The 22,834-nt window shown below is 71.0% G+C and carries 15 protein-coding genes; 6 read left to right on the forward strand and 9 right to left on the reverse strand.

The genetic code is table 11. From position 1 onward, the window contains the following. Window positions 1-124: 124 nt before the first annotated feature. Window positions 125-1,057 carry a LysR family transcriptional regulator gene (locus ACFORO_RS19300; RefSeq protein ID WP_377870824.1) on the reverse strand — a complete coding sequence of 311 codons (933 nt, stop codon included), beginning with the start codon at window positions 1,055-1,057 and terminating at the stop codon, window positions 125-127. A 106-nt stretch (window positions 1,058-1,163) separates the two neighbouring features. Between ACFORO_RS19300 and ACFORO_RS19305 the strand changes: the two genes are divergently transcribed. After that, on the forward strand, window positions 1,164-2,000 hold the full coding sequence (locus ACFORO_RS19305) for an SDR family oxidoreductase (protein ID WP_377870823.1): 837 nt from the start codon (window positions 1,164-1,166) through the stop codon (window positions 1,998-2,000). Here ACFORO_RS19305 and ACFORO_RS19310 read toward each other — a convergent pair. Beyond that, a complete protein-coding gene (locus tag ACFORO_RS19310) occupies window positions 1,997-5,950 on the reverse strand; it encodes a Pls/PosA family non-ribosomal peptide synthetase (RefSeq protein WP_377870822.1) in 3,954 nt (1,317 codons plus the stop codon). The two genes, ACFORO_RS19305 and ACFORO_RS19310, sit on opposite strands and share 4 nt — an antisense overlap. 683 nt (window positions 5,951-6,633) lie before the next feature. Between ACFORO_RS19310 and ACFORO_RS19315 the strand changes: the two genes are divergently transcribed. Both ACFORO_RS19315 and ACFORO_RS19320 read left to right on the forward strand, forming a co-directional pair. After that, on the forward strand, window positions 6,634-8,076 hold the full coding sequence (locus ACFORO_RS19315; RefSeq protein WP_377870821.1) for an MFS transporter: 1,443 nt from the start codon (window positions 6,634-6,636) through the stop codon (window positions 8,074-8,076). Then, window positions 8,073-8,747 carry a DNA alkylation repair protein gene (locus ACFORO_RS19320; protein WP_377870820.1) on the forward strand — a complete coding sequence of 225 codons (675 nt, stop codon included), beginning with the start codon at window positions 8,073-8,075 and terminating at the stop codon, window positions 8,745-8,747. The genes ACFORO_RS19315 and ACFORO_RS19320 overlap by 4 nt, the downstream gene beginning before the upstream one ends. A 237-nt stretch (window positions 8,748-8,984) precedes the next feature. Here the strand turns inward: ACFORO_RS19320 and ACFORO_RS19325 are convergent, their stop codons facing one another. From ACFORO_RS19325 to ACFORO_RS19345, 5 genes are all read right to left on the reverse strand, one after another. Next, window positions 8,985-9,440: a hypothetical protein gene (locus ACFORO_RS19325; RefSeq protein ID WP_377870819.1), complete on the reverse strand. Its 456-nt coding sequence runs from the start codon at window positions 9,438-9,440 to the stop codon at window positions 8,985-8,987. Between the two features lie 5 nt (window positions 9,441-9,445). Beyond that, window positions 9,446-10,900, reverse strand: coding sequence for a hypothetical protein (locus ACFORO_RS19330; protein WP_377870818.1), 1,455 nt, complete (start codon window positions 10,898-10,900; stop codon window positions 9,446-9,448). A 5-nt stretch (window positions 10,901-10,905) separates the two neighbouring features. Continuing rightward, window positions 10,906-13,272 carry an eCIS core domain-containing protein gene (locus ACFORO_RS19335; protein ID WP_377870816.1) on the reverse strand — a complete coding sequence of 789 codons (2,367 nt, stop codon included), beginning with the start codon at window positions 13,270-13,272 and terminating at the stop codon, window positions 10,906-10,908. Window positions 13,273-13,490: 218 nt separating this feature from the next. Further along, entirely contained in the window at window positions 13,491-13,985 is a 495-nt protein-coding gene (locus ACFORO_RS19340) for a hypothetical protein (RefSeq protein ID WP_377870814.1), read from the reverse strand. Window positions 13,986-14,110: 125 nt separating this feature from the next. Next, window positions 14,111-14,731 (reverse strand): hypothetical protein, encoded by a 621-nt coding sequence (locus tag ACFORO_RS19345; RefSeq protein ID WP_377870813.1) that lies wholly within the window; start codon window positions 14,729-14,731, stop codon window positions 14,111-14,113. 371 nt (window positions 14,732-15,102) lie between these two features. Between ACFORO_RS19345 and ACFORO_RS19350 the strand changes: the two genes are divergently transcribed. Continuing rightward, window positions 15,103-18,219 (forward strand): AfsR/SARP family transcriptional regulator, encoded by a 3,117-nt coding sequence (locus ACFORO_RS19350; RefSeq protein ID WP_377870812.1) that lies wholly within the window; start codon window positions 15,103-15,105, stop codon window positions 18,217-18,219. Between the two features lie 18 nt (window positions 18,220-18,237). Here ACFORO_RS19350 and ACFORO_RS19355 read toward each other — a convergent pair whose 3' ends face one another. Continuing rightward, on the reverse strand, window positions 18,238-18,651 hold the full coding sequence (locus tag ACFORO_RS19355) for a hypothetical protein (RefSeq protein ID WP_377870811.1): 414 nt from the start codon (window positions 18,649-18,651) through the stop codon (window positions 18,238-18,240). A 217-nt stretch (window positions 18,652-18,868) separates the two neighbouring features. On the opposite strand from ACFORO_RS19355, the gene ACFORO_RS19360 reads away from it, so the two are divergent. Continuing rightward, window positions 18,869-19,594, forward strand: a complete 726-nt coding sequence (locus tag ACFORO_RS19360) for an alpha/beta fold hydrolase (protein ID WP_377870810.1) — start codon at window positions 18,869-18,871, stop codon at window positions 19,592-19,594. Between the two features lie 26 nt (window positions 19,595-19,620). Here ACFORO_RS19360 and ACFORO_RS19365 read toward each other — a convergent pair whose 3' ends face one another. Next, entirely contained in the window at window positions 19,621-19,791 is a 171-nt protein-coding gene (locus tag ACFORO_RS19365) for a hypothetical protein (protein ID WP_377870809.1), read from the reverse strand. Between the two features lie 335 nt (window positions 19,792-20,126). Between ACFORO_RS19365 and ACFORO_RS19370 the strand changes: the two genes are divergently transcribed. Beyond that, window positions 20,127-22,817 (forward strand): hypothetical protein, encoded by a 2,691-nt coding sequence (locus ACFORO_RS19370; protein WP_377870808.1) that lies wholly within the window; start codon window positions 20,127-20,129, stop codon window positions 22,815-22,817. The last annotated feature ends 17 nt before the right edge of the window (window positions 22,818-22,834 follow it).

The raw sequence follows: 22,834 nt of genomic DNA on the forward strand, positions 1-22,834 counted from the left end.
GCGGCCGTCGCGTCGACGGCCTCGGGTCCGTCCGGAGTTCGTTGTAGGGCGGCCCCGTTGTTCACCGCCGGGAGACGCAGACGTGAACAACCGGTTGTGAACAACGCGCTGGGCGGTTCGCGCATTACGTCCCGAGTCGCGCAAGATTCCGGCGGCGACTCCGGATCTCCTCGCCAGCGTGGCGCAGAGCGGCGACCACAGCGACAGTCTCGGCGTCCGGGTCCGGCGGAGTGACGGCCACAGTCGATCGGCCGAGCCAGGTTGGGTCGTCGACGTCGATGGTGGTCACTCCGGCCGGGATGGACAGGGCGGCTACTTCCGGCACCAGGCATACGCCCAGTCCCGCGGCGACCAGGCCGAGCCGGGCGGGCCAGCCGCGGACGGCGTGGCCGATGAGCGGAGCGGTGAGGGTGGGCCAGGCCTGGAACTGGGGATCGCCGCCGGTGCCTGCGCCGGCGATCCAGGTTTCGCCAGCCAGTTCCGCCACAGGGACGGCAGCGGCGGATGCGAGCCGGTGGTCGGCGGGTACCGCGACGCACAGGCCGCCGTCGGACACAGTCTCCTGTCCGAGGCCGGACAGGTCGTAGTCCGGGAGTCCTGCGCCGACGCCGATGACGGCTAGGGCCAAGCGCCGGGCGCGCAGTTGTCGCAGGAGGGTGGGTGTCGGTCCTTCGGCCAGTGTCACTTCCAGGCCGGGGTGTTCGGTGCGCAGGCGCGCGAGGGCCAGGGGGACCAGTACGGCGGTTGCGGCGGGGAAGGCGCCCAGTTTGATCCGGCCGGACAATCGGTCGTCCAGGGCCGAGAGATCCTGTTGCAGCGCTTCGACTCCGGCCAGGATCCGGCCCGCGTGTTCCATGACGACGGCGCCTGCCGGGGTGAGCCGTACGCCGCGGCCTTCGCGGAGGAACAGCGCGGATCCGGTCGCTGTCTCCATCGCGGCGACTTGACGCGAGATCGCCGGTTGCGAATAGCCGAGCAACCGCGCGGCGGCGGTGAACGATCCGGTCAACGCGATCTCCCGGACTGCCCGCAGGCCGGACACGGTTACTTCACCCATACGGCAAGCGTATGGCTTCGATCCGGAAGTGTCATCCCGCGCATGAAGTTTTGTTGGCATGCTTGAGGTTGTTGATTCCAGCAGGTCAAACACACAGGAGACGATCATGTCGAGAAGCTGGTTCGTGACCGGTGCTTCGCGAGGGATGGGCCGGGAACTCGTGGAGCAGGTGCTGGCGCGCGGGGACCGGGTCGCGGCGACGTTGCGCCGTCCCGAGCAGTTGGACGACCTCGCGGCGCGGTACGGCGACCGGCTCTGGGTGCGGGCGTTGGACGTGACCGACACCGCGCGCGTGCGCACTGTGGTGGAGGAGGCGTTCGTCGCGCACGGGCGGATCGACGTCGTCGTGTCCAACGCGGGCTACGGAGTGTTCGCCACCGCCGAGGACCTGACCGACGCGCAGATCGACCAGATGATCGCGACCAACCTCACCGGTTCGATCCAGCTCGCCCGCGCGGTGGTGCCGCACCTGCGAGCACAGGGCGGCGGGCTGCTGACGCAGATGTCGAGCATGGGCGGGCAGCTCGCCTTCCCGTCGTTCTCGCTCTACCACGTGACCAAATGGGGCATCGAGGGCTTCTTCGACGCGCTGGCCGCCGAGGTGGAGCCGTTCGGCATCCGCACCACGCTGATCGAGCCGGGCATGGTCCGCACCGGCTTCTTCGACGCGGCGGCCCGGGTGCCGGTCAGCGCGCCCTACCGGGGCGGGCCCGCTGATCAGGAGCCGATCCCGGTGGAGGAGATGACCGACAGCCAGGAACGCACGGTCGAGGGCATCATCCGGGCCGCGGTGTCGCCGAATCCGCCGCGGCGCCTGGTGCTGGGCTCGGATGCCTGGCGTCTGATGACCGGCGCGCTGCGGGAGCGGCTGGCCGAGGTCGAGGCCCAGCGGGACAACGCTGCCACTGCGGATGTCGAGGACACGCGCGTCCGCGCGGGCTAGCCGGACGCTCCTCGCGCCGGGATGCCGCGCCAGGCGGTCCCCGGGGGAAGCTGTTCTCCCTTCATCACCAGGGACATCGCGTCCACCTCCGTGCGATCGCCGACCACGCTGTCGTACAGCACCACCGAGCGCGCGCCGACGCTCGCGCCGGACCGGACGTCCACAGTGGACATTTTCATCACCCGGTCCTCGAAGAGGTGGGTCTGGAGCGAGGTCGCCGGGCCGACGCAGACGTCGTCGCCGAGGCGGACCAGGTCGAACTCGGTCAGGTACGTCGTCGAGATCCAGCAGCGTTTGCCGATCCGCGCGCCGAACAGGCGGAGCAGCGGGCCCAGCAGCGGGGTGCCCGCCAGGGATCCCAGAAGTGCGGGCACGGCAGCGGTTTCGTACAGCGCGGTGACGAATTCGGTGCGGCGCACGAACCGGCTCCACAGGGGCTCGACGCGCGGCCGGTACCGCCCGACGATCAGCCATTTCGCGGCGGCGACCGCGAGCACCACGCCGAACCCGCTCAGCAGGACCGCGGCCGGGGTCACGAGGACGGCGGCGAGCACGCCGGACGATTTCCCGGCCTGCAGCTGGGCGAGCAGCACGAGGTAGCCGGCCGCGGCGAGCAGGCTGCCGGGAAGCACGATCCGGAAGAACTCGATGACCAGCCGTTCGAGGACGCGCAACCGGGTCGGGCGGAAGATCAGCTCGTCGGCGAACCGGCCGCTGTCCTGGCGGCGGGGGAGCCGGATCGGCGGGGTGCCGAGCCAGGACGTGCCGTCCGGGCTGCCGTCGGCGGGCGCCGCGGTGTGCACGCCGATCAGGCAGCCGTCGCCGACCGAGGCGCCGGAGCGCAAAAACGAGGCGTTGCCGAGGAACGACCTGGTCCCGACTGTCGTGCGGCCGACCGCGAGCTGGCCGTGGCAGTACGTCGCGGCCCCGACCGCGGCCATGTCGGCCACGAAGCTTTCCGCGCCGAGCGTGAGCAATCCGGGGTCGAGCTGGGAGGCCGTCGACACCTCGGCGCGCGGTCCGATGCGGGCGCCGAGCGCGCGCAGCCAGCCGGGCGTGTACAGCGTGGAGTAGAGCGAGTTGGTCGCGGCGAGGCTCGCGCCGAGGAGTTTGTCCGCGACCCACTTGCGCAGCCCGAACGAGGAGGCGACGTGCCGCACGCCGGGGCGGGTGACGGGGAGCACGAGCCGTTTGCCGGTGAAGACCACGAGGCACACGGTGGCCGCGGTGACCGGTCCGGCGAGCAGGCACGCCCACCATCCGCCTGCGGCGCCGTGCGCGAGATACAGCCAGCTGCCGAGTGCGATGGCGGGGGCGAGGAACACCAGCGGCAGCATTTCGACGCACAGCCAGGCCACCGCGAACCGGGCCCGCAGCGCCCGGGACGGCGCCTGCCCGGGCCGGGCGCGCAACGCGGCGACGAGCGGGTCGGTTTCCGCGCAGCGCTGTGCGGGCGAACCGGCCCAATACTGCCCGGCCGGGACGCGCTGCCCGGCCGCCGCGGCCGACATTTCCGCCAGGCCGGAGCCGACGTCGAGCTGGGCGCCCGGCTCGACGACCGCGTTCGCGCCGACGAAGACGCGGTCGCGCAGCACGACCGGCGCGATCTCGACCCGGTTGCCGCGCACCCGGACGTTCTGCACGTGCGCGCCGTAGCCGACGCTGACGTCCTCGCCGATCGTCAGCAGCGACGGCAGGCCCAGATTCGCGGTCGCGAGCTGGCAGTGCCGGCCCACCCGGGCGCCGAGAAGCCGCAAATACCAGGGCAGCGCGGGAGATCCGCTCATCGAGCCGAGCGGGGCCATCGCCAGCAGCCCGCTGACGAGCCACACCCGGAAGTACGCGGCGCTCCACAGTGGATACTCGCCCGGCCGGATCCCGCGCGACAGCAGGCGGACGCCGGCGATCGGCAGCAGGAACCGCGCGGTCAGGTACAGCACGGGCGCGATCGCCACCAGCAGCCACACGGTGCTGAGCGACAGGACGCCCGCGCTCTGCCCCAGAATCGCCGCGGCCGGTCCGCCGAGCAGCAGGAGGAGCAGGCACAGCGCGCCGACCTGCGCGGTGCCCCAGCCGAACAGCCGCGCCCGGCCGACGCTCGGTGCGGTCTGGACCGGTTCGCGGCGCGAATGCGCGGGCGTCCGGTTCGCGTAAGCCTTGGCGAGCGCGCGAATCGTGGGGTGGGCGTAGACGTCGGCGACGGATGCGTCCGGGGCCACTTCCCGTTCCCGCAGCAGCGAAACCGCGCGTGCGGCCAGCAGCGAGTGGCCGCCGATGTCGTGGAAGAAATCAGCGGTGACCGACACCTCGGCGGTGCCGAGCAGTTCTGCCCACACCGCGGCGATCGCCCGTTCCGCGCCGGTTTCCGGGGCCACCGCGGCGACCGCGTGGAACCGGGCCCCGGACGGGCGGGGAAGGCGGCCGCGGTCGACCTTGCCGCTGGGCATCATGGGCAGTTCGGCGAGCGTGTCGACGTAGCCGGGGACCATCGGCGCGGGCAGCCGCTGCCGCAGGCTTTCCCTCAGCCGCGCGACGATCGCGTCCCGGTCGTGGTCGCCCCGGGTGAACGCGAGGTACGCGACGAGGTCCTCGGTCGGGGCGGCGGGATGCGGGGCGACGGCCGCCACCGCGACCTCCGCGTGTTCCATCAGGACGCTCTCGATCTCCTGGAGGTCGATGCGGTGGCCGCGGATCTTGACCTCGGAATCGGCCCGCCCGAGGTACTCGATCTCGCCGCCGGGCAGCACCCGCCCGAGGTCGCCGGTGCGGTAGAGCCTGCCCCCGCCGGTGAGCCGCGGGTCGTCGAGGAACCGGTCGGCGGTCAGGTCCGGCCGGTTCAGATAGCCGAGCGCGACGCCCGGCCCGCCGATGCAGATCTCCCCGACGGCGCCGTCCGGGACCGGCCGCCGCCGCTCGTCGAGCAGCCGGATCCGGTAGGTCGGCAGTGCGCGGCCGATGGTGACCGGACGGCCGGGAAGAAGCTCGCACCAGGTCGCGGTGACGGTGGCCTCGGTGGGGCCGTAAGTGTTGAGCATCCGGCGCCCCGGCCTGCTCCACCGCTGGACCAGTTCGCCAGGGCAGGCCTCGCCGCCGACCAGCAGCGTGCGGATGCCGGGCAGGTCGCGGTCCACAGTGGCCAGTACCGTGGGCACGCAGTACAGGACCGTGACGCGGTGCCGTTCCAGGAAATTCGCGAGACCGGACCCGATGCGGTCGGCGCCGGCCGGTCCCGCGACGAGCGTGGCTCCCGCCGCCCAGGTGGGCCAGACCTCCTCGATCGAGAAGTCGAACGCGATCGTCATGCCCTGGTACACGCGGTCGGTGCGGCGCACGCCGTAGACGTCCGCGACGACCCCGATGAAATTGCAGATGCTCGCCTGGCCGACCGCGACGCCTTTCGGCCGCCCGGTCGACCCGGAGGTGTAGATGACGTAGCACAGCTCGCCGTCGACCGGGCAGAGCTGCGGCCGGGCAGGGCTGGCCCGCATCGCCTCGGCGGCGAGTTCCCCGGGCTGGAGCACCGGGCAGCGGACCTCGCCCGCTGCCGAGGCCAGTTCGGGCGCGACGAGCAGGAGGTCGAGCGCGGAGTCGGCGGCGACATAGGCGACGCGATCCGCGGGCGCCGCCGGATCGATCGGCACGAACGCGGCCCCGGTCTTCAGCACGGCGAGCAACGCGACGTACATCGGCGTCGACCGGGGAATCAGGAGGCCGACCCGGCGATGCGGGCCGATGCCGCGGCGGATGAGCACGTGCGCGAGCCGGTTCGCGTGTTCGTCCAGTTGACGGTAAGTCAGCTGGTCCCTTCCGCATTCCAGGGCGACGGCGTCCGGCGTCTCGTCACACGCGCGTTCGAAGAACTCGTGCAACCGTGCCGGAACGGGCGCGCGGCGCGGAACCGGGCGGAGCTGCGCGGTGTCATCGAGGGAAAGCGACAGTTCCTCGCTCACAAGGGTTTCCTTCTGCGGGGGATGGGGGCCGTGCGGAGCGCACAGGAAATCCGTTCGGGGAGAACAAAAGCGGCCCGCGATCAGGCTCCGGCGATCGGACACGACGCCGCGAGCCTGGCCCGCGCGGTTTTCCGGCAGGCATCCGGTGTCACGATCACGTGCTCCTCGTTCGTTCGGGACCCCCAGGCGCGTCGCAGGCTATGAACGAGACGCTGTGAGAAGCCTGAGTAACCACGATCCGGTGGTCTGTAACACAGGACAAAACGCTCGGCCGGGTGTCCGGCTGAGTGCTTTTTCCCGTTTTTTCAGCTGGTGTTGGGTGCTGTTCGCCAGTGGCCGCCGCCGAGGTCATGCCCGCGTCGGTGGATGGTCACGGTGACGGCATTTCCGAGCGGCGACGGGGAAGTGACGGCGCGGGGAGATCGTGGGCTTCCCTTTCGATTCGAGGGGAAAGCGGGACACGTCGTTTTCCGGGGCCAACCCCGGTCAGCCGGGTCGGACACGAAATCCGGGCCGGGATACGAGCGGTGTGCACGCAGGTCGGCTGAGCTATCAGGCTGCAACGCCGGAACCAAGGCCTATTACATGTCCGCCCAGCGGTGCGCCGACGACCTGGCGACCGTGCTGGGTTGGCACCGGGCCGTCGCGGTGGGACACTCGCTCGGTTCGGTTCGCTGGTGCTGATGGGGGCGGCCGTGCATTGCGAGATGAAGTGGAAGCGTCCGCCGGTCATCGAGGAGACCCACCGGGATGTCATCGCGGAATCCACCGAACGGGCGGGCCCGTTCTTCTTGCTGCCGCAGTACCCCGAGGTCGCGAAAAGGGTCGTCGCGAGCTGGTCGTGGGCGCCGTTCTGCGTGCACCGCAATCTCATTCGGCTGCGGCACCCTGATTTAAGGGAACGCGTCGCCGCGCCCACCCCGGTGATCGCGGGCGAGCAGGACCGGAGCGCTCCGGTCAGCAGCGCCGAACTCCTCGCCGAGCGCATTCCCGGCGCGCGGCCGCACGTGGTTTCCGACGCTGGTCGCTTCATGTTCCTGGAACACCCGGCCGAGGTCGCTTCGGCGATCAGGGGCTTCGTGTCCGGCCCGCCGGGAAAAGCCTTCGTGGCAAAGGAGAAAAGCATGGCCGAGCGAAGAACCGGCGAGGTCCGTCCCGGCAGCGTCTGGCAGTCGCCGCACCGCAACACCCTCGCGGTGCTGACGGGCTGCGTGGTGCTGGTGTGGGCGGTGACGATGTCGGTCTTCCCGGCGCTGCCGCACGTCGCCGCCGAACTGCGGCTCGAATCCTCCAGCCTCGGCGCGCTGCTCGCGGTGTCGTCGCTGGTGCTGAACGTGCCCGCTGGCGTGCTCGCCGACCGGTACGGCCGCAATCCGCCGATCGCCGTCGGGCTCGGCGTCAGTGCGGTTGGCATCTTCCTCGCCGCGGTGTCGTCGGCCGGGCCGGCTTTGCTGATCGCCGGGTGGCTGGTGTTCGGCGTCGGCCGTGGCCTCTTCCTGTCGCCGACGTCCACTGTGCTCGCCGACCTGTTCTCCTTCCAGCGGCGAGGAAAGCCGATCGGCGTGGGTTCGGTGCTCGGGTACGGCCTCGGCGGATTGCTGTCCGCGGGCGGTAATTGGCAGCTGGTGCTTTGGGCGGACGGGGCGCTGCTGGCCGTTGCCACCATGGCGGCCGCTTTGCTGCCGGAGAGTTTGAAAGAGAAACTACCGAGCACGTTGTCGAAGGCGTTCGCCTGGTTCGCCAATCGGACCGTCGTGGTGTCCGGTGTGGTCGCTGGAGTAGCGTTCGCGGTAGGCGTTGCGCTGCCGCTGGCCGGGGTGTCGGTGGTGAGCGTCGCGATCATCTGCGCGTTCGTCGGATTGGCCGAGGGCCTGGCCATCTCGATGACGACCGCCATGGTCACCGGCGAGGTGCTGAAGCCGGATCCGCGCCGGGTCGGGTCCGCGCTCGGCGCCAACCGCCTGATCCAGGGGATCGGCGCCATTCTCGGTCCGGTATTCGGCGGTCTGCTGGTGCGGGGAGTCGGCGTCGGCGCCCGGTTCTGGGTGCTCGCTGGTGCCGGTGCGGTCGCGGTGGTACTGGCTTTGGCACTTCGCGGTGCGCCGGTGAGGGCGGTGGCTGCGTGAGTTCGGCGTCGCTGCGAAAAGAGTTCAAGGAAACCACTGCGGACGTGTCGGTGCCGCAATTGCGGAAGAACACGGCCGCGTTCTGGAAACGGCATCAAGCCGATCCCGAGACCGTGACGACCGCGCTGATCGGATTGTGGACCGGTGCCGCCGACACCAATCTGCGGATGGGCGTCGCGATGACGCTCGGCCCCGCCGCGGACACCGTCGCCGGGGCGATGGAATTCCTGCTCGGCACCGTGCCGGAGGACAGTGACTGGCGCGTGCAGGAGTCGCTGGCCAAAGGGTTCGACTGGTTCTGCGCCGTGCGCGGCTGGGAGAAGTCCCTGCCGGTGATCGAGCAATGGCTGAGCCACGAGCATCACAAGGTGCGCCGAGCGGCGGTCGAGGGACCGCGCGTGTGGACGAAGCGCCCGTACTTCGCCGACCACCCCGACCATGCTCTGGAACTACTGGGCCGATTGCGCGCCGACCCCAGCGACTACGTGCGCAAGTCTGTCGGCAATTCACTGTCCGACATCAGCAAAACCCATCCGGACCTGACCCTGGCCTCGCTCAGCGAATGGGCCGGGGATCCCGGAGCCGCCTGGGTGATCGCCCGCGCTTGCCGCCATTTGGCGAGAACGCGCGCCGAGCAGACGAAGCGGCTTCTCGCAGTGACGAAAGGATGAGCCCGCGGTCATCAGTTCCGACGTGTTCTCGCTCCCCGCCTTCGCCGGGACCGTGGACGGGCTGGGCTTCGGCCGCGCGTGGTTCGCCGAGCATCATTTCCAGCCGCACGGCGGCATCCTGTCCGCTCCGGACGTGCTGGTCGGCCGCGCGCTGCGGATCCGGTTCGGGCTCGGCGTCGTGCAGGTGCCCTATCACCACCAGTTGTCCGTCGCGACGCTCGTTGTTGAGCGTTTTGCTCAAGTCCGGGGCAGCTTGTCGCGCAGGACAGCCACCACGGTGTCGTCGTCGAGATCGAGCGAGGACGTCGTCCCAGCGAGGTCCGCAGCGACTTCCCGTGCGTCGTCCACGATGAAGTGAGCGGACCCGAGCACAGCCCGGGTGAGGTCGGCCGACCGGATAGCTTCGATGACGTTGTCGCGCACCACGACCTCGGCCCAGTTGAACGCGTACGCGCAATGCGGGCAGGTCCAGACGTGCAGCAGGACGGTCGGCTCGCCGGGCGTTGGCTCGTGCAAGGCGAGGTAGCCACTCCGCACGGCATTGTCCGTCGACACCGGCAACGGGTCGCCGACGCCGAGGGAGGCCAGTTCGGGCATCGGGCGCAGCCGGGTGATCATGTCCAGCGCGGCGCCTTCCCGGCCGCATCGGGAACAGCGCAGCGCGGCGGCGAGGTAGTCGTAGGAATAGGGCACGGCGTTCACCTTTTCGGCAGGGGCAGCACGTTGAGCGTCCGGCCGTTGATGGTGACGTCGAAACCGAACTTGGTAGCGGCGGCCTCCGGCAGCGCCGCGCCGAGCTTGGCCAGCGCGGTACCGCCCTCCTTGGCGACCTTGATGGTGTACAGCTTGTTGAAGATGCCCGGATCGGCCGTGGCGAAGGAGGGTTTCGCGCCGGGCTCGCCGACGGCGAAGAACGCGTCCGCGACGATCTCCCGGTCCGCCGCGCCTTTGGCCGCACCGACCTGGGCGGCGGTGAGTTCGGCGAGCAGTGCCTGGTACTCGGGGCCCGTCCGGCCGACGCCGACGGCGAAGCCCCGCTGCGGCAGCGGTCCGCCTTTGGCCGTCGCTTCGGCGATCGTCTTGTCGGGGACGCGGACGTCGGCGGCGCCGAGCGAGTCGAACCGGTTGAGCAAGGCCTGTTCGTTCGGCTGGAGCGGGAGACCCCGGGCGCGCTTGCCGAGCGCGATCGCGACGTTGGAGTCGATGATGCGCGTGCCGGCCCGCACCGCGGGCGAGACCACGGGCACACCGGCCGGGCCGGGGGAGAGGACGAGCGTCTCGCCGCGCCCGAGCGAGCAGATTCCCTTGAGCTGCAACAGGGTCAGACCGGCCATCGTCGCCGCCTGAACCAGCAGCAGGGTTTTGGCCCGGGCCTTCTCGGAGTCGCTCGCCGTGCTCTTGGCGATCTCGTCGAACTGGGTGACCAGTTCCGGGGCCAGCACCACGACAGTCACCACGTCGCTGGCCGCTGCTGTGACGGTCAGCGGGAGGTAGGCCCGCTGCGCGAGCACGGCCACGTTCGCCCACGCACCGGCCCAACGCGCCGCGGCCGGTGCCGTGCCTGCGGCGAGCACGATCCGACCGGCGGCGATCGCACCGGCACCGGACAGACCCGCGACGATCTGGGCGATGTCCAGCAGCGCCGTGCGGGCGTCGAGCCGGTCCTGCGTGATGCGTTCGGCGAGGTCGATCCCGGCCGCGGTGGCGCCCGCCAGCGCGGATCCGGCCAGCGCCCAGGCCGCGGGCACCGCGAGCGCGCCCGCCCCGGCCGAGGCGAACGCGGCGAGGGTGGCGCCGACGGCGGCCAGGCCGAGCCCGAGATAAGCGAAGAACTTCTTCCAGGTCAAGTGATCGCGGACGGCGACCTGCCCGCCCGCGCCGCCGGGGACCTGCACGTTGACCGCACCGGCCGGGAAATGGTCGGGATCGTCGAGGGCGGCGAACAGCGCCATCGGCGGCAGCGGGGTGTCGACCCGTTTGGGGATCGAGTAGGCGAACGGCTGGGCCGGGTTGGTGAGGTCCCGGAGATGCCACGCGCTGTCGTCCTGCCACGCGTACAGCTGCAGCGACACCGTCGACGCGAAGCCCTGCTCGGTGCGGAACCGTTCGTCCGGGTGGAACGTGGCGGGCACCAGGATGGCGTTGGCGGGCATCTTGTTCAGTTCCCGGCGCAGCTCGCCAGCTGTCCGGCCGCCTTCGCGTCCTGGCCGCCCCGCTTTTCGAGCCGCTCCCGCAGCACCGCGTCGAACGTCGCCATGGCGTTGCTGTAAGCGCCGAACAGCGCCGGCCAGTTGCCGGATTCGGCGGCCTTGGCCAGTTCGGCGAGCAGCACATACTGTTCGGTGGTCGGCTGAGTCTCGTTGGCGCGGACCGCACCGGCGTAGCCGGCCACCGCCGCGACCGCCCGAGCCCGCGCCGGCGCGGAGACCCCTTGTGCCAGTTGCGCACGCAGTTCGACCAGCGCCTGCCACAACGCGAGGTTCTTGTCGAACACCGCCCGCGCCACCAGGCCGAGGTCGACGCTCCGGCGGCGCAGGCCGAGCATCTCGATCTCGACCTGGTCGAGCATGTCCGCAGCGTGTCCGGCCGGGCCGTGTCCGGCCAGCTTGCCGACCGCCTCCGCGTTGCGGGCGGCCTCGGTGCTGACCGGTCCGGCGGTGGCGTTGGCGTCTTGGAGCGTGCCGTAGCGGTAGCGGAAGTCGAAGGTGCGTTCGCCGCCGACCGCCGGACCAGCGACCCGGATCTGGTGGTTCCGGGCGCGGGCGGGCGGGCCGCCGCCGTCGGCGTCCGTCGGGGTGCTCAGCCGGTCGAAGATCCGCAGGTCGGCTTTGCCGTCCCCGTCGAGGTCGAGATCCAGGCCGGTGGTGCCGGTGGTCAGCACCGAGAAGCGGAGAGGGCCGGACAGCGAAAGCGGCGTGCCCGCGGTGTCCCGGACCGTGCCGTCGTTGAGCGCGGACAACCCGAGGGTCGCCGTCTTGCCGTCGGGGTTTTGCCTTACTGACAACCGGAAGACGTCCCGGTAAGCACCGAGGGCGACGTCGGTGGCGGTGATGCCCGCCGCGGTCCGGGTTTCGCCGGCGGCGGCGATCTTCCGGCGGGGTTTCGGTTCCGGCGGGAACAGCAGATTCGCGGTGTCGTTGCCGATTGCGGCCGGATAGGTGCTGGCGGCGGGCACGTGCGTTCCCGGCCCGAGCAGCAGCGCCGGTCCGGAGGGAGCGGCGAACAGCCGGATGCGGTTGGGCGCGTGCCCGTCGGTGACCTCCTCGACGATCGGGGACAGCGGCCCGGATCCGGTCGGCACGGGCAGCGTGACCGTCCGGGTCGCACGCGTCGACCGCTGCACGGCTTCCACCGAGAGCGTTCCGTCCGTCGGCGTCGACAGGGTGACCTGGAGTTCCTTGTCCTGGTCTCCGTCGCCGTCCAGGAGGATCCGCCAGCCGCCCCGGCCGAACCGCACTCCCTCGACGCGAGGGTTCTCCCCGGCGTGCTCCGGCCGCGGGGCGGGCACGAGGTCCGCCTGCTTGGCTTGCGGGTCCAGGACAGTGAGCGAGGTGGCGAAGACCGTCTGCTGGTCGACGACGGCGTCGAAAGAGTGTGAGCGTCCGGGGCCGCCGGGCAGCTGGCTCAGGTGCGCCTCGTCGCGGACTTCGACGATCTTCTTGCCGTCGCCGTAAAGGTCCAGCGCGAGGCTCGTCGGCCCGTTGTCGAGCAACCGCACGGCGAGCGGCTTCTCGCCGATCGACACGGTCGCCTTGGCGACCGGCGAGGAAACCACGGTGCGCGGCCCGGTGTAGCGGATGGTCATCTCCAGCTGCGTGTTGCCTGGCCTTCCGGTGCGGGCGAAGGACACCGTGAACCGGTCGGTCGACCAGACCACGGTGCGAGGCGGCGGAAGCACGTCGGCATGGGTATCGGGGTCGGCCGCCGTCGTGGGTTGTCGGCGAATGCGGTGGCCGGTGACGGAAATCGGCCAGTCCAGGGGCGCATTCCGGAGCACCTGATCGGCTACCAGCTCGGCTTCGTGCTCGGCCGGATCGGCGGTGTCGCCCAGCCGCAGCCCGGACCGCGCGACGCCGGGTGCGGCGACGGGCTGCTGAAGGGTGTGGGTCAATTCGTGCGCGAGCAGTCTCATCCCGGCGGTCGTGTTCGGCGCGTACCTGCCCGCGCCGAACACGATGTCCTGGCCGACGGTGTACGCGCGGGCCGCGAGCGCCGTCGCCGACTCCGCGGCCTTGGCACCGGTATGCACCCGGACGCGGCTGAAATCGCGCCCGAAGCGGGGTTCCAGCAGCGATCGAGCTTCGGTGTCCAACGGGGTGCCCGGGGAGTCGAGCACCTCGGACACCTGGCCCTCTTCGTCCGGATCGCGCCGTTCCCGACCGGTGCGAACGGGCACCTGGCTGAAGTCTGCGCCGGGCCAAGACCTGGCCGAGTCGTCGACAGTCGCTTCTTCCTCCGCGCGAACCGCTTTCGGTTCCGGCGCGGCTACTGTCGGCGCGGTCTGCGGCGCGACGTGCGCGGTCATCCGTGATCACCTGCTCGGCAGTCGCAACACCGGGATGTGGCCGTCCGTCAGGATCGCGGGGTGCCGTCACCGCCGCGTCACACGAAATGCGCCGGGTCCGGGGGGAGTGAATTCCCACGCGCGTGTTCGCAGTCCCCGGGCGGGTTCCGGGGACTGCGAACAGGGCGCGGCGCGAAACGACCCGGACCCGGCAGAGCGGGGGCCTCTCGAACGACGGGTCAGGACTGGTGGTGAACCAGGGTCGCGCCGGTCCGGAAGTCCTCGAGGACCGCGGTGATCTCCTTGTGCAGCAGCACGCACGTATACCCGGGATCGTGCTCGATCTTCACCTGGACCGGGAACTTGGCGGTCCCGGAGACGGTGCCGTCCTTGATGGGGTAGTCCGCCGTGGTCCGGCCGGTCGCGGACGCGTGGACGTCGAGAGTCGTCTCGCCGTTGGTGCAGAAGGCCTTCACGTCGCCGGTCAACTTGGTGGAAATCGTGGTGGTGCCGCGTCCCAACGCCACATTCACCTCTCGGAACGTGACGGTGGCGACGGTGCCGTCCCAGCCGACCACAGTGGCCTCCGGCACGAAACGCGCCTCGGCCGCCAGCGCGGCGGTGGAGCCGGCGGCCAGGAACGCCGCGGTCAACGTGGCGGCAGCAGCGATTCTCGCCGGATTCCGCCCTGGTGCACGCCTGGCGAGCAGCGCGCGAGCTTCCTTGAAAAGCATGCCGACTCCTTGTCCGGTACTCGAGCGGAAGACAAAGCAAGAACCCGGCGGCGACTGGTGCCGGGGAGGAGCCGCACCAGTCGCCGCCGTCGCCGACGTGTCGCGGGTCGGCCGTCAGCTCCCGGTCAGACCGGCTGGAAGTCGACCGGGACGTCGTTGTTGTTCTGGTCCTTGGCGCCGCCGGAGGCGCCGTTGACGACGGTGAAGTCCTTGGTCGTCCCGTTGAATTCCAGGCGCAGCGTCTCGAAGCCGACCCGGAGGGAGGAGACGCCTCGGAGGTTGGCGGCGGCGACGTGGAATTTGAGGTCGATGTTGACGTCGATCAGCTGCTCGTTGCGGAAGGTCTCCTTCAGCACGCTCCGGCTGCTGTCGTGCTTGAAGCTGAACACCCACACCTTCCAGCTGTCCGAGGACGGGAGGTTGTAGACCTGGTACAGGGCCTTGAAGTTGTAGCTGCGGAGCCTGCCGTGGATCTCTCCCTCGAGGTCGAAGCCCTGGGACTGGATGACGAGCTTCTGGAACGTGCTGAAGCCGTGGAACGCGGTGATCGGGTCGTCGGCCGGGGCGGCGGTTCTGGCTCCGTTGCCGGAGAGGACGAGGTCGAACGGGCCGTGGGTCACGTCGATCAGGGACGCGCGGGCCGAGCTGGAGGCGGACGCCGCCGTCACCCCCGTGGTCAAGGCCAGGACGCCGACAGCGATCGCCACCACCGCCCGCGTGCATGCCTTCCAGGCACGATTGGTCATTTCTTCCTCTTTCATGTCCGATGTGGGGCACATTTCGGGAATCGGGCATTCGGCGACGCGTGCCGCCGTCGAATACCTCATCAGGGGGCACTGGACGGCGACTGGACGGGGATTGGACAGCGAATCCGGGCCGGAAACGGAGTATTCGCAACGAGATCCGGGAAAGCACGCGAGCACGCCGGCGATTCACGATGAGTCCACAAGGGACTGAAACCGCACGGTATTCCGGAAGACGGCCCTGGCGTGCACCCGGCCGTCGGCGGCACTTTAGCCCGGGCGGAGCCATTTTCTTGTGCCCCGGCCGCCGGGGCCATTACTTTTGGCGGGCAGCCGAGAGCGTTTTGGCTCGCAGCCGACAGCTGGGGGCGACGGTGGCAACGAGTGCGGTACGCATCCAAGTGCTGGGATCGCTGCGGGCTTGGCGCGACGGGGCCGAACTCGATCTCGGCCCGCCGGGCAGGCGCGCGGTTCTCGGGCTGCTCGCGCTCGCCGGCGGGGACGCCGTGGCCTTGCGGGACCTCGTGGACGCCCTGTGGGGCGACCGGTCGCCGCCGAGCGCGGTGAACGTCGTCCAGACGCACGTCAAGCATCTCCGGCGATTGCTGGAACCCGGCCGCGCGCCGCGAGCGGGCAGCGGGGTGCTGCCGCATGTCGGCGGGGGTTATGCCGTGCGCCACGACGCTGTCGACGTCGACCTGTGGCGGTTCCGCGAACTCATCGCCGAGGCGAACGACGCGCACCGCGACGCCAACACCGCCCGCGTCGCGGCTTCGCTCGGCGAGGCGCTCCGGTTGTGGCACGGCAGGCCGCTGGCCGATCTGCCGCCGCTCGTCGGCCACCCGAAGGTCGTTTCGCTGATCGCCGAGCGCCGGGAAACGTTTTGCCGCTACGCCGGGGCGATGATCGACACCGGCGCCGCCGCGGAGGTCCTGCCCGGCATCGCGGAAGCCGCCGCGGAACAGCCCCTCGACGAAGCCGCGCAAGCCCTCCTGATCCGCGCGCACCACGCCCTCGGGCAGCGGGGCGAGGCGTTCCGGCTCTACGGGCAGGTGCGGACGCGGCTCGCCGACGAACTCGGCATCGACCCCGGGCCCGAACTGCAAGCGGCTCACGCGGCCGTGCTGCGCGACCCGGTCGCCGCGGTTCCCGCCGAACCCCGGGCGGCGCACCGGGTCCCGAAGCAGCTGCCGGCCGAACCGCGCGGGTTCGCCGGACGGACTGCCGAACTGTCCCTTTTGGACAGTCTGGCGGCCGGCGGCATCGCCGTGGTCTCCGGCACGGCGGGCGTCGGCAAGACGGCGCTGGCCGTGCACTGGGCCCGCCGCGTCCGGGCGCGCTTTCCCGGCGGGCAGCTGTATGCGAACCTGCGCGGCCACGCCCCGGGCGTCCCGGCGACACCGGCCGAAATTCTCGCGCAATTCCTTGCCGCGCTGGGAATTTCGCCCTCCCGCATCCCGTCCGACGCGGAGACCGCGGCGGCCCTGTATCGAACGCTCACCGCCGATCGGCGGATCCTGGTCCTGCTGGACAACGCCGTCAACCCGGATCAGGTCCGGCCGCTGCTGCCTGCCGGACCCGGGTGCCTGACCGTCGTGACCGGGCGCGACCGCCTGACGGGTCTCGTCGCCGTGAACGGCGCGCACCGGATCACGATCGACGTGCTCAGTCCCGACGAAGCCGTCGAACTGCTCGCGGGCGTCCTGGGCCACGGACGCGTGCGCGCCGAGCCGGAGGCGGCGGCCGAGTTCGCCAAGCTGTGCGTCCACCTCCCGCTCGCCTTGCGGATCGCCGCGGCCAACCTCGCCGACCGGCCCGGCTCCGGCATCGAGGACTACGTCGCGGAACTGCGCGAGGGCAACCTCCTCGCCGCCCTCGCGGTGCCGGGCGACGAGCAGACGGCGGTGCGGGTCGCTTTCGACCTGTCCCATGCCGCTCTGTCCGCCGACGCCCAGCGGCTTTTCCGGTTGCTGAGCCTGATTCCCGGCGCGGATTTCGACGCCGAGGCCGTGGCCGCGCTTGCCGGAGCCGAGACGGAGCGGGCGGCCGTCCTCCTGGACCGGCTAGCCGCCGCGAACCTCGTTGAACGCGCGCCGGATCGGTACCGGTTCCACGACCTGCTTCGCCGGTACGCCGCCGAGCAAGCCGGACAGCTGGAGCCCGCCGAGGACCGCGAACGGGCGCTGCGCCGCCTTTACGACTGGTACCTGGCATCGGTCGACGGTGCCGCCCGGCTCCTGTACCCGCACATGCTGCGGCTGCCGATGTCCGGCGTCCCGACCGTGTTCGCCGGGCTGGGTGAGGCGTCGGCGTGGCTGGACACCGAACGCGCCAATCTGGTGGCCGCCGTGCGGTTTGCCTCGGAGAGCGGCCCGCGGCCGATGGCGTGGCGGCTCGCCGACGCGTTGCGCGGGTACTTCTGGATGTGCATGCGCCGGGTCGAATGGCTCGCGGTCGCCGAAGCGGGCCTGGCCGCCGCCGACGCGGACGGCGAACCTCGCGCGCGGGCCGCCGTCCGGCTCAGCCTCGCGGACCTGTGCTTCCGCCAGGGCCGGTACCAGCAGGCGGTCCGGCAGTACACGGCGTCGTTGCTGCTCGCGCGGCAGGCGGGCTGGGTCGAGGCGCAGGCCGCGGTGCTCGGCAACCTGGGGTGCGTCTACTGGCAGTCCGGGCGGCTCGCCGCCGCCGCGTACCGGTTCGGCCGCGGGCTGGCCCTCAGCAGGCGGATCGGCCAGGCGGCCGGGGAGGCGGTCGCCTTCGGCAATCTCGGGCTCGTCCACTGGGAAATGGGCCGGCTGGCCGAAGCCGCCGAGCACTACACCCAGGCGCTGCACCGGTACCGCCGCATCGGGTCCCGGTACGGCGAAGCGATCAGCCTCGCCAACCTCGGGCAGACCCAGCAGGCCCGCGGCCGGACAGCCGAGGCGGTGGAACTGCTCTGCCAATCCCTCGACCTGCAGTGCGAGGCGGGAAACCGGGGCGGTGAAGCGGAAACCCGCAGCCGGCTGGCCCTGGCACACGGCGATCGCGGCCACCGGGCCATGGCACTCGAATGCGCCGGTACGGGGCTCGCGCTCGCCCGGGAAGCAGGTGATCCGCGCACCGAGGCGGAAGCGCTGGCCGCTCTGGCAGCCGTGCTCGCCCGCTTCGGCGACCGGCCGGAGGCGATCCGCCGGTACGAACAGGCCCTGGCCCTCATCCGCGAGACCGGCGATCGCTACCCCGAGGCCGACGCGCTCATCGGCCTGACCACGGTCACCGCGGACCCGGAACCCGCTCGGCAAGCTCTCGCACTCGCCGAGCGGGCGGGCTACCGGGCGCTGGAGGGCCAGGCCTTGACGGCGCTGGCCGGCGCCGTGCTCGCCCGCGGTGAGCCCGAGGCCGCGGCCGAACACGCCCGGAACGCGCTCGCCGTGCACCGCGAGACCGGACAGGGCCCGGGGGAGACCCGGACGCTCGCTCTCCTTTCCCGGCTGCGCCGTGGCGAATGACGGCGGTTCCGCGGGTCGTCACCAGTGGATGCCGCTCTCGTCCACCGTGTAGGTGCCGTCCGGCTCGATGGTGACGGCCAGCCACGGGTTCACCCCGTCGGCCCCGATCGTGCCCGGACACGAGAACTCGCCCCGGTCGTAGACCGTCCGGCCGACGCCGTCCTTCGCGGGCTCCTGATGCTGCTCGAGCACGCCCACCCACCGGCAGGCCTGGTTGACGACCTGGTGCGTGACCGCCAGCTGGACCGACGTGATCTTCGCGTCCTGCACACACCACGAGACCCGGTTGAAGTACTTCCACACCCCTTCGTTGGCCACCTCGATCGGACCGGTGGTCCAGCACCCGTACCCGTGCGCCGCCGCGCCCGTGACGAACGGGACAGCGGCGAGCAAGCCCGCCGCGACGGCCGTGAGTGCACCGGCTCTGCGCATGAGAACCCCTTCGTTTCCGTGTCCTCCCAATGTGTTGGCTCCGGGTGGGCCCCGCAAGGCGCTGGGGCGGCGGGTCCAGCGGATGTTCAGTGGGCGTCCAGTTCGCCTGGGCGGCTCCGGCGCCCGGACGGCGGTTGCCTCGGGACCGCTCCCCGCGACCGGTATTAGCTTTCTGCCTCTCGCACCGCTCCGCACATCGGCTCACGGAGGTCCGGCCATGGTCACGTTCGTTCTGGTGCACGGTTCCTGGCACGACGGTTCGGTCTGGAACGCGGTCGTTCCCCGGCTGGAAGAACTCGGCCACGTCGCGCACAGCCCGACGGTGGCCGGTCATGGCAAGGGCGTGGACAAAGCGGTCCGGCACGAGGACTGCGTGCGCTCGATCCAGCGGTTCGTCGTGGACCGGGATCTCGCGGACGTCGTGCTGGTCGGCCACAGTTTCGGCGGGTCGGTGATCGCCCGGGTCGCCGAGGAGATCCCGGAACGGGTGCGGCGCCTGGTCTTCTGGAACGCGTTCGTGCCGCGGCCGGGCACCAGCGTCGAGGACGATCTGCCGCCGCACTACCGCGAGTTGTTCGCGGACCTGGCCCGCGGGTCGGGCGACAACACGGTGATGCTGCCGTTCCCGATCTGGCGCGAAGCGTTCGTCCAGGACGCCGATCTCGACCGGGCGACGGCCGCCTACCGGCAGCTGTCGCCGACGCCGTACCAGCCTTTCCTCGACCGGCTCGACCTGTCGAGGTTCTCCCGGCTGGAGATCGCCAAGAGCTTCTTGAACTGCACCGACGACACGGCGCTGCCTCCCGGCGAGTGGGGGTGGCATCCGAGGATGTCCAGACGGCTCGGCCTGCACCGGCTGGTGCAGTTGCCGGGCAGCCACGAGGTCGTGTTCACCCGTCCCCGGTTGCTCGCCGAGAAGATCGTCCACGCCGGACGGGACTGACGCGAGGACGCCAGCGCGCCGGGTCGTCAGCTCCAGGGCTGATTGAGGAACAGATAGCCGCGCTGGGCGCCGGTGTGCTGCCCCGGGCGCGCTGTGTCCCGCCTGGCCTTGCGGCCGACGTCCTTCGAAACCACGATCAGCCCGACCGCGAGCAGAACGATCACGACCCCGCCCAGAATGACGAATGCTTCCAGCATGATTCCCCCTGACGGACAGCTGTGCTTTCTCGTAATCCAGTATCGGAACACTACGACGACGCGGAGCGGAAAGCGGGCGATTTGAGGATTATTTAGGCTCGGTTGAGCAGCATTTAGGGTCTGTTGGAATATTCACCGCGGAAGTCGCGCCTGTGCGGGCGGATTTCCCGGTCCAGTTCGCCGACGGCGTGCGGATCGCGCGGCGGGGGACCGGAAACGCGACTATGCGGAACGGATCTTCATTCGGTTGGTCTAACCCTGTAACGCCGTTCGACGGCTGGCGACCCATTCGTGTGCGAGCCGGTCGGGCGCCGGCGCAACAGTGGGGAGGACGGGTGGCCGATCCGGGCACTCACGTCGACGTCGCCGGGGATTTCCGCGGGCAACTGGTGATCGGCGACCACAACATCACTGTCTACGCCGAGCAGTCGGTGGTCACCATCGTGCCGCCCGGCGAACATCCGCGGCCGCTGCGCCGGAGCAGCGCGCGGCTGCTGCCGCGACGGGCGAGCCCGCCGGTCGGCAGGGAACAGGACGTGGCCGCGGTTCGCGCCGCGGTGGCCGAGCACAGCTTGGTGCAGCTGCACGGGTCGTCCGGGGCAGGCAAGAGCACGCTGTTGCGCTACGCCGCCGGCGTGCTGGCGGAGGACCATTCGGACGTGGTGTTCCTGCCTGCCCGCGGCCGCGACGTCGCGGACTTGGCGCAGGAGGTTTTCGAGGCCTGCTTCGAAGCGCCCGGCTATCGGCCGTCCCCGGCGGAGCTTCGTCGGCTGATGGCCGACGTGCCGTTGCTGGTTCTGGTCGACGATCTCGACTGGTCCGCCGACGAGCGGGCAGTGCTGCTGGACGGGGCGCCCGAGGCCACGGTGGTGTGTACGGCGACTGAGCGCAGCGTGTGGAGCGACGGTGCGGCATTGCCCGTCTCCGGCTTGACCGAGGAGTCCGCGCGCACGCTGCTGGCCACCGCGCTGGGGCGGCCGTTGCGGGACGAGGAACAAGCCATCGCAGCGGAATTGTGGCGGGCGAGCGACGGTCTTCCTTTGTTGCTGTTGCGTGCGGCCGGGGCAACGGGTGCCCATGGCGAGGGAACCTTGCCTCGGGCGGCGTCGCTGGGCGAATTGCTGCCCCGGGTGCTCAGCGGCCTGAGCGGACTGGCGCGGGAAACGCTCGCGCTGCTGAATCTCCCCGGGAAGCCGGTGCTCTCTCCGGTGGTCTTGCCCTGGCTGGTCGGTGACGCGGCCGCATTGCCTGCGGCATTGGCAGAATTGACCGCGCACGGCCTGGCGCTGGAGGACGGCCGCGGTTACCGGCTGGCCCCCGCCGACGTGCTCCCGCCCGACCTCGCCGTGTCTCCTGACACCGCGGAACGTCTGGCCGCCGGTCTGCTGTCCTGGGTCGCTTCGCCGCAACTGCCGCCGCAACTGGTCGCTGAACACGCCGAGCTGATCACCGCGGTCATTGACGCCTCGGTGGCCGCCGGAGCGGCTCGGGCGGGTGCCCGGCTGGCCAAGGCGGCCGCACCGTTCGCGGCGTGTTCGCTGCGGCTGGGCGCGTGGGAGCGCATCCTCGGTCGCGGGAAGATCGCCGCCGAGCGCGCCGGGGACCGCTCGATCCTCGCGTATCTCACCCACGAGGACGGAATCCGCAGCCTGGTGACGGGCAAACGGCTGGCCGCGGCGGCCGCGATCGGAGCGGCGGTGGCGGTCTGGCACGAACTGGGGCAGGCCTCCCACGCCGCGCTGGCCCACCAGATCCCGTCGCTCACCGGCACGGCCGCGCACGCTGGTGTCGGTAGTCAGGCAGCGGCGCACACCGCGGGCGCGCACGCGGTCGCTCCAGCCGCGAAAACCGCTGCGGTGAGCGCGAAAGCCGCTGCGGGCGGGGCGAAAGGCACCGCGCTCGGCGTCAAGGCCGGGGTCGGGTTGAGCGCGAAACTCGCCATCGCCGGGGCGGCGACCGTGGTCGTCGGCGGGGCCGGTTACCTGGGCGTGCAGGCCTTCCTGCCCGCCGCCACGACCCCCGCCGCGTCCGAACGTCCGGCGGTGGCGGCGCCGCCGCAGCTGACCGGCGTCCAATTGGAGAAGGCGCTGGTGCCGCAGTCCTTCTTCCCCGACGACATGGGGGTCGCGGCGGGCAGCGAGGTCTCCAGCGGCGCTTCCGTGAGCACGGCGCGGCCCCAGCACGATCCGGCCGCGATGAGCTGCACCGACTTTTCCGTGCTGCTGCTGAAGAACACGTTCGTGCCGGGTTTCGGCGAGTCGGCGTTCGCCGCGAACAGCCATGTCACCGATCCGGACCGCCAGCAGTCCATCTATGTGGACCAGGCGATCTATCAGTTTCCCTCGGCCACCGCCGCGTCGGCGTTCTTCTCCGGCCTGCGCCGGGTGCTGGCCGGCTGCACCAATGCGGACGACCAGAGCGGGGCGCGGCTCAGCGACGCCGCCTTCGAGGGGCATCCGGGGTTCACCGTCGGCCTTACCCCGTTGCTGCGCACGGCCAACAGCTACGACCTGTACGGCCTGACCTATCCGCGTTACGTGCTCGACGGCGACTACGTGTACGCGATGGCCGAGGGATTCGGCCGCAACAGCCTCGTCGGCTCCCTGCACGGCCTCGATTACCTTGTCCCGCAGGGCCTCTCGCGGATGATCAGCAATGTCACCGCGGCGAACCCATCCGCGAGAACCGGCCCGGCGACCAGTTCGACGCCCGCGCCCAGCACCGCCGACCCGACACCGACTGGACCGGCCGCCGTGGTGCGGAACTACATCGACGCGATCAACGCCCGCCGCTACCAGCAGGCGTGGGCGCTGGGCGGCGACAAACTGCACGAGACCTACAACCAGTTCGTCGCCGGCTTCGCCCGCACCGACCACGACGAACTGACGATCGTCGCCACCCAGGGCAACGTGGTCACCATCAGCCTGACCGCCGTGCAAACCGACCACAGCCGCCAGACCTACACCGGCACCTACACCGTCAGCGGCGGCGCCATCACCGCCCACTCGATCCACCGCACCGGATGATTCCCGCGACCCCCAGG

Origin of the sequence: Amycolatopsis halotolerans, assembly GCF_042647905.1 — a bacterium.
Lineage (GTDB): Bacteria > Actinomycetota > Actinomycetes > Mycobacteriales > Pseudonocardiaceae > Amycolatopsis > Amycolatopsis halotolerans.

Excerpts from the sequence above, each read along its gene's own strand:
- ACFORO_RS19300 (WP_377870824.1), bottom strand. The coding sequence starts at position 1,057 with ATGGGTGAAGTAACCGTGTCCGGCCTGCGGGCAGTCCGGGAGATCGCG.
- ACFORO_RS19360 (WP_377870810.1), top strand. The coding sequence starts at position 18,869 with ATGGTCACGTTCGTTCTGGTGCACGGTTCCTGGCACGACGGTTCGGTC.
- ACFORO_RS19330 (WP_377870818.1), bottom strand. The coding sequence starts at position 10,900 with ATGCCCGCCAACGCCATCCTGGTGCCCGCCACGTTCCACCCGGACGAA.
- ACFORO_RS19340 (WP_377870814.1), bottom strand. The coding sequence starts at position 13,985 with ATGCTTTTCAAGGAAGCTCGCGCGCTGCTCGCCAGGCGTGCACCAGGG.
- ACFORO_RS19345 (WP_377870813.1), bottom strand. The coding sequence starts at position 14,731 with ATGACCAATCGTGCCTGGAAGGCATGCACGCGGGCGGTGGTGGCGATC.
- ACFORO_RS19315 (WP_377870821.1), top strand. The coding sequence starts at position 6,634 with ATGGGGGCGGCCGTGCATTGCGAGATGAAGTGGAAGCGTCCGCCGGTC.
- ACFORO_RS19305 (WP_377870823.1), top strand. The coding sequence starts at position 1,164 with ATGTCGAGAAGCTGGTTCGTGACCGGTGCTTCGCGAGGGATGGGCCGG.
- ACFORO_RS19365 (WP_377870809.1), bottom strand. The coding sequence starts at position 19,791 with ATGCTGGAAGCATTCGTCATTCTGGGCGGGGTCGTGATCGTTCTGCTC.
- ACFORO_RS19335 (WP_377870816.1), bottom strand. The coding sequence starts at position 13,272 with ATGACCGCGCACGTCGCGCCGCAGACCGCGCCGACAGTAGCCGCGCCG.
- ACFORO_RS19355 (WP_377870811.1), bottom strand. The coding sequence starts at position 18,651 with ATGCGCAGAGCCGGTGCACTCACGGCCGTCGCGGCGGGCTTGCTCGCC.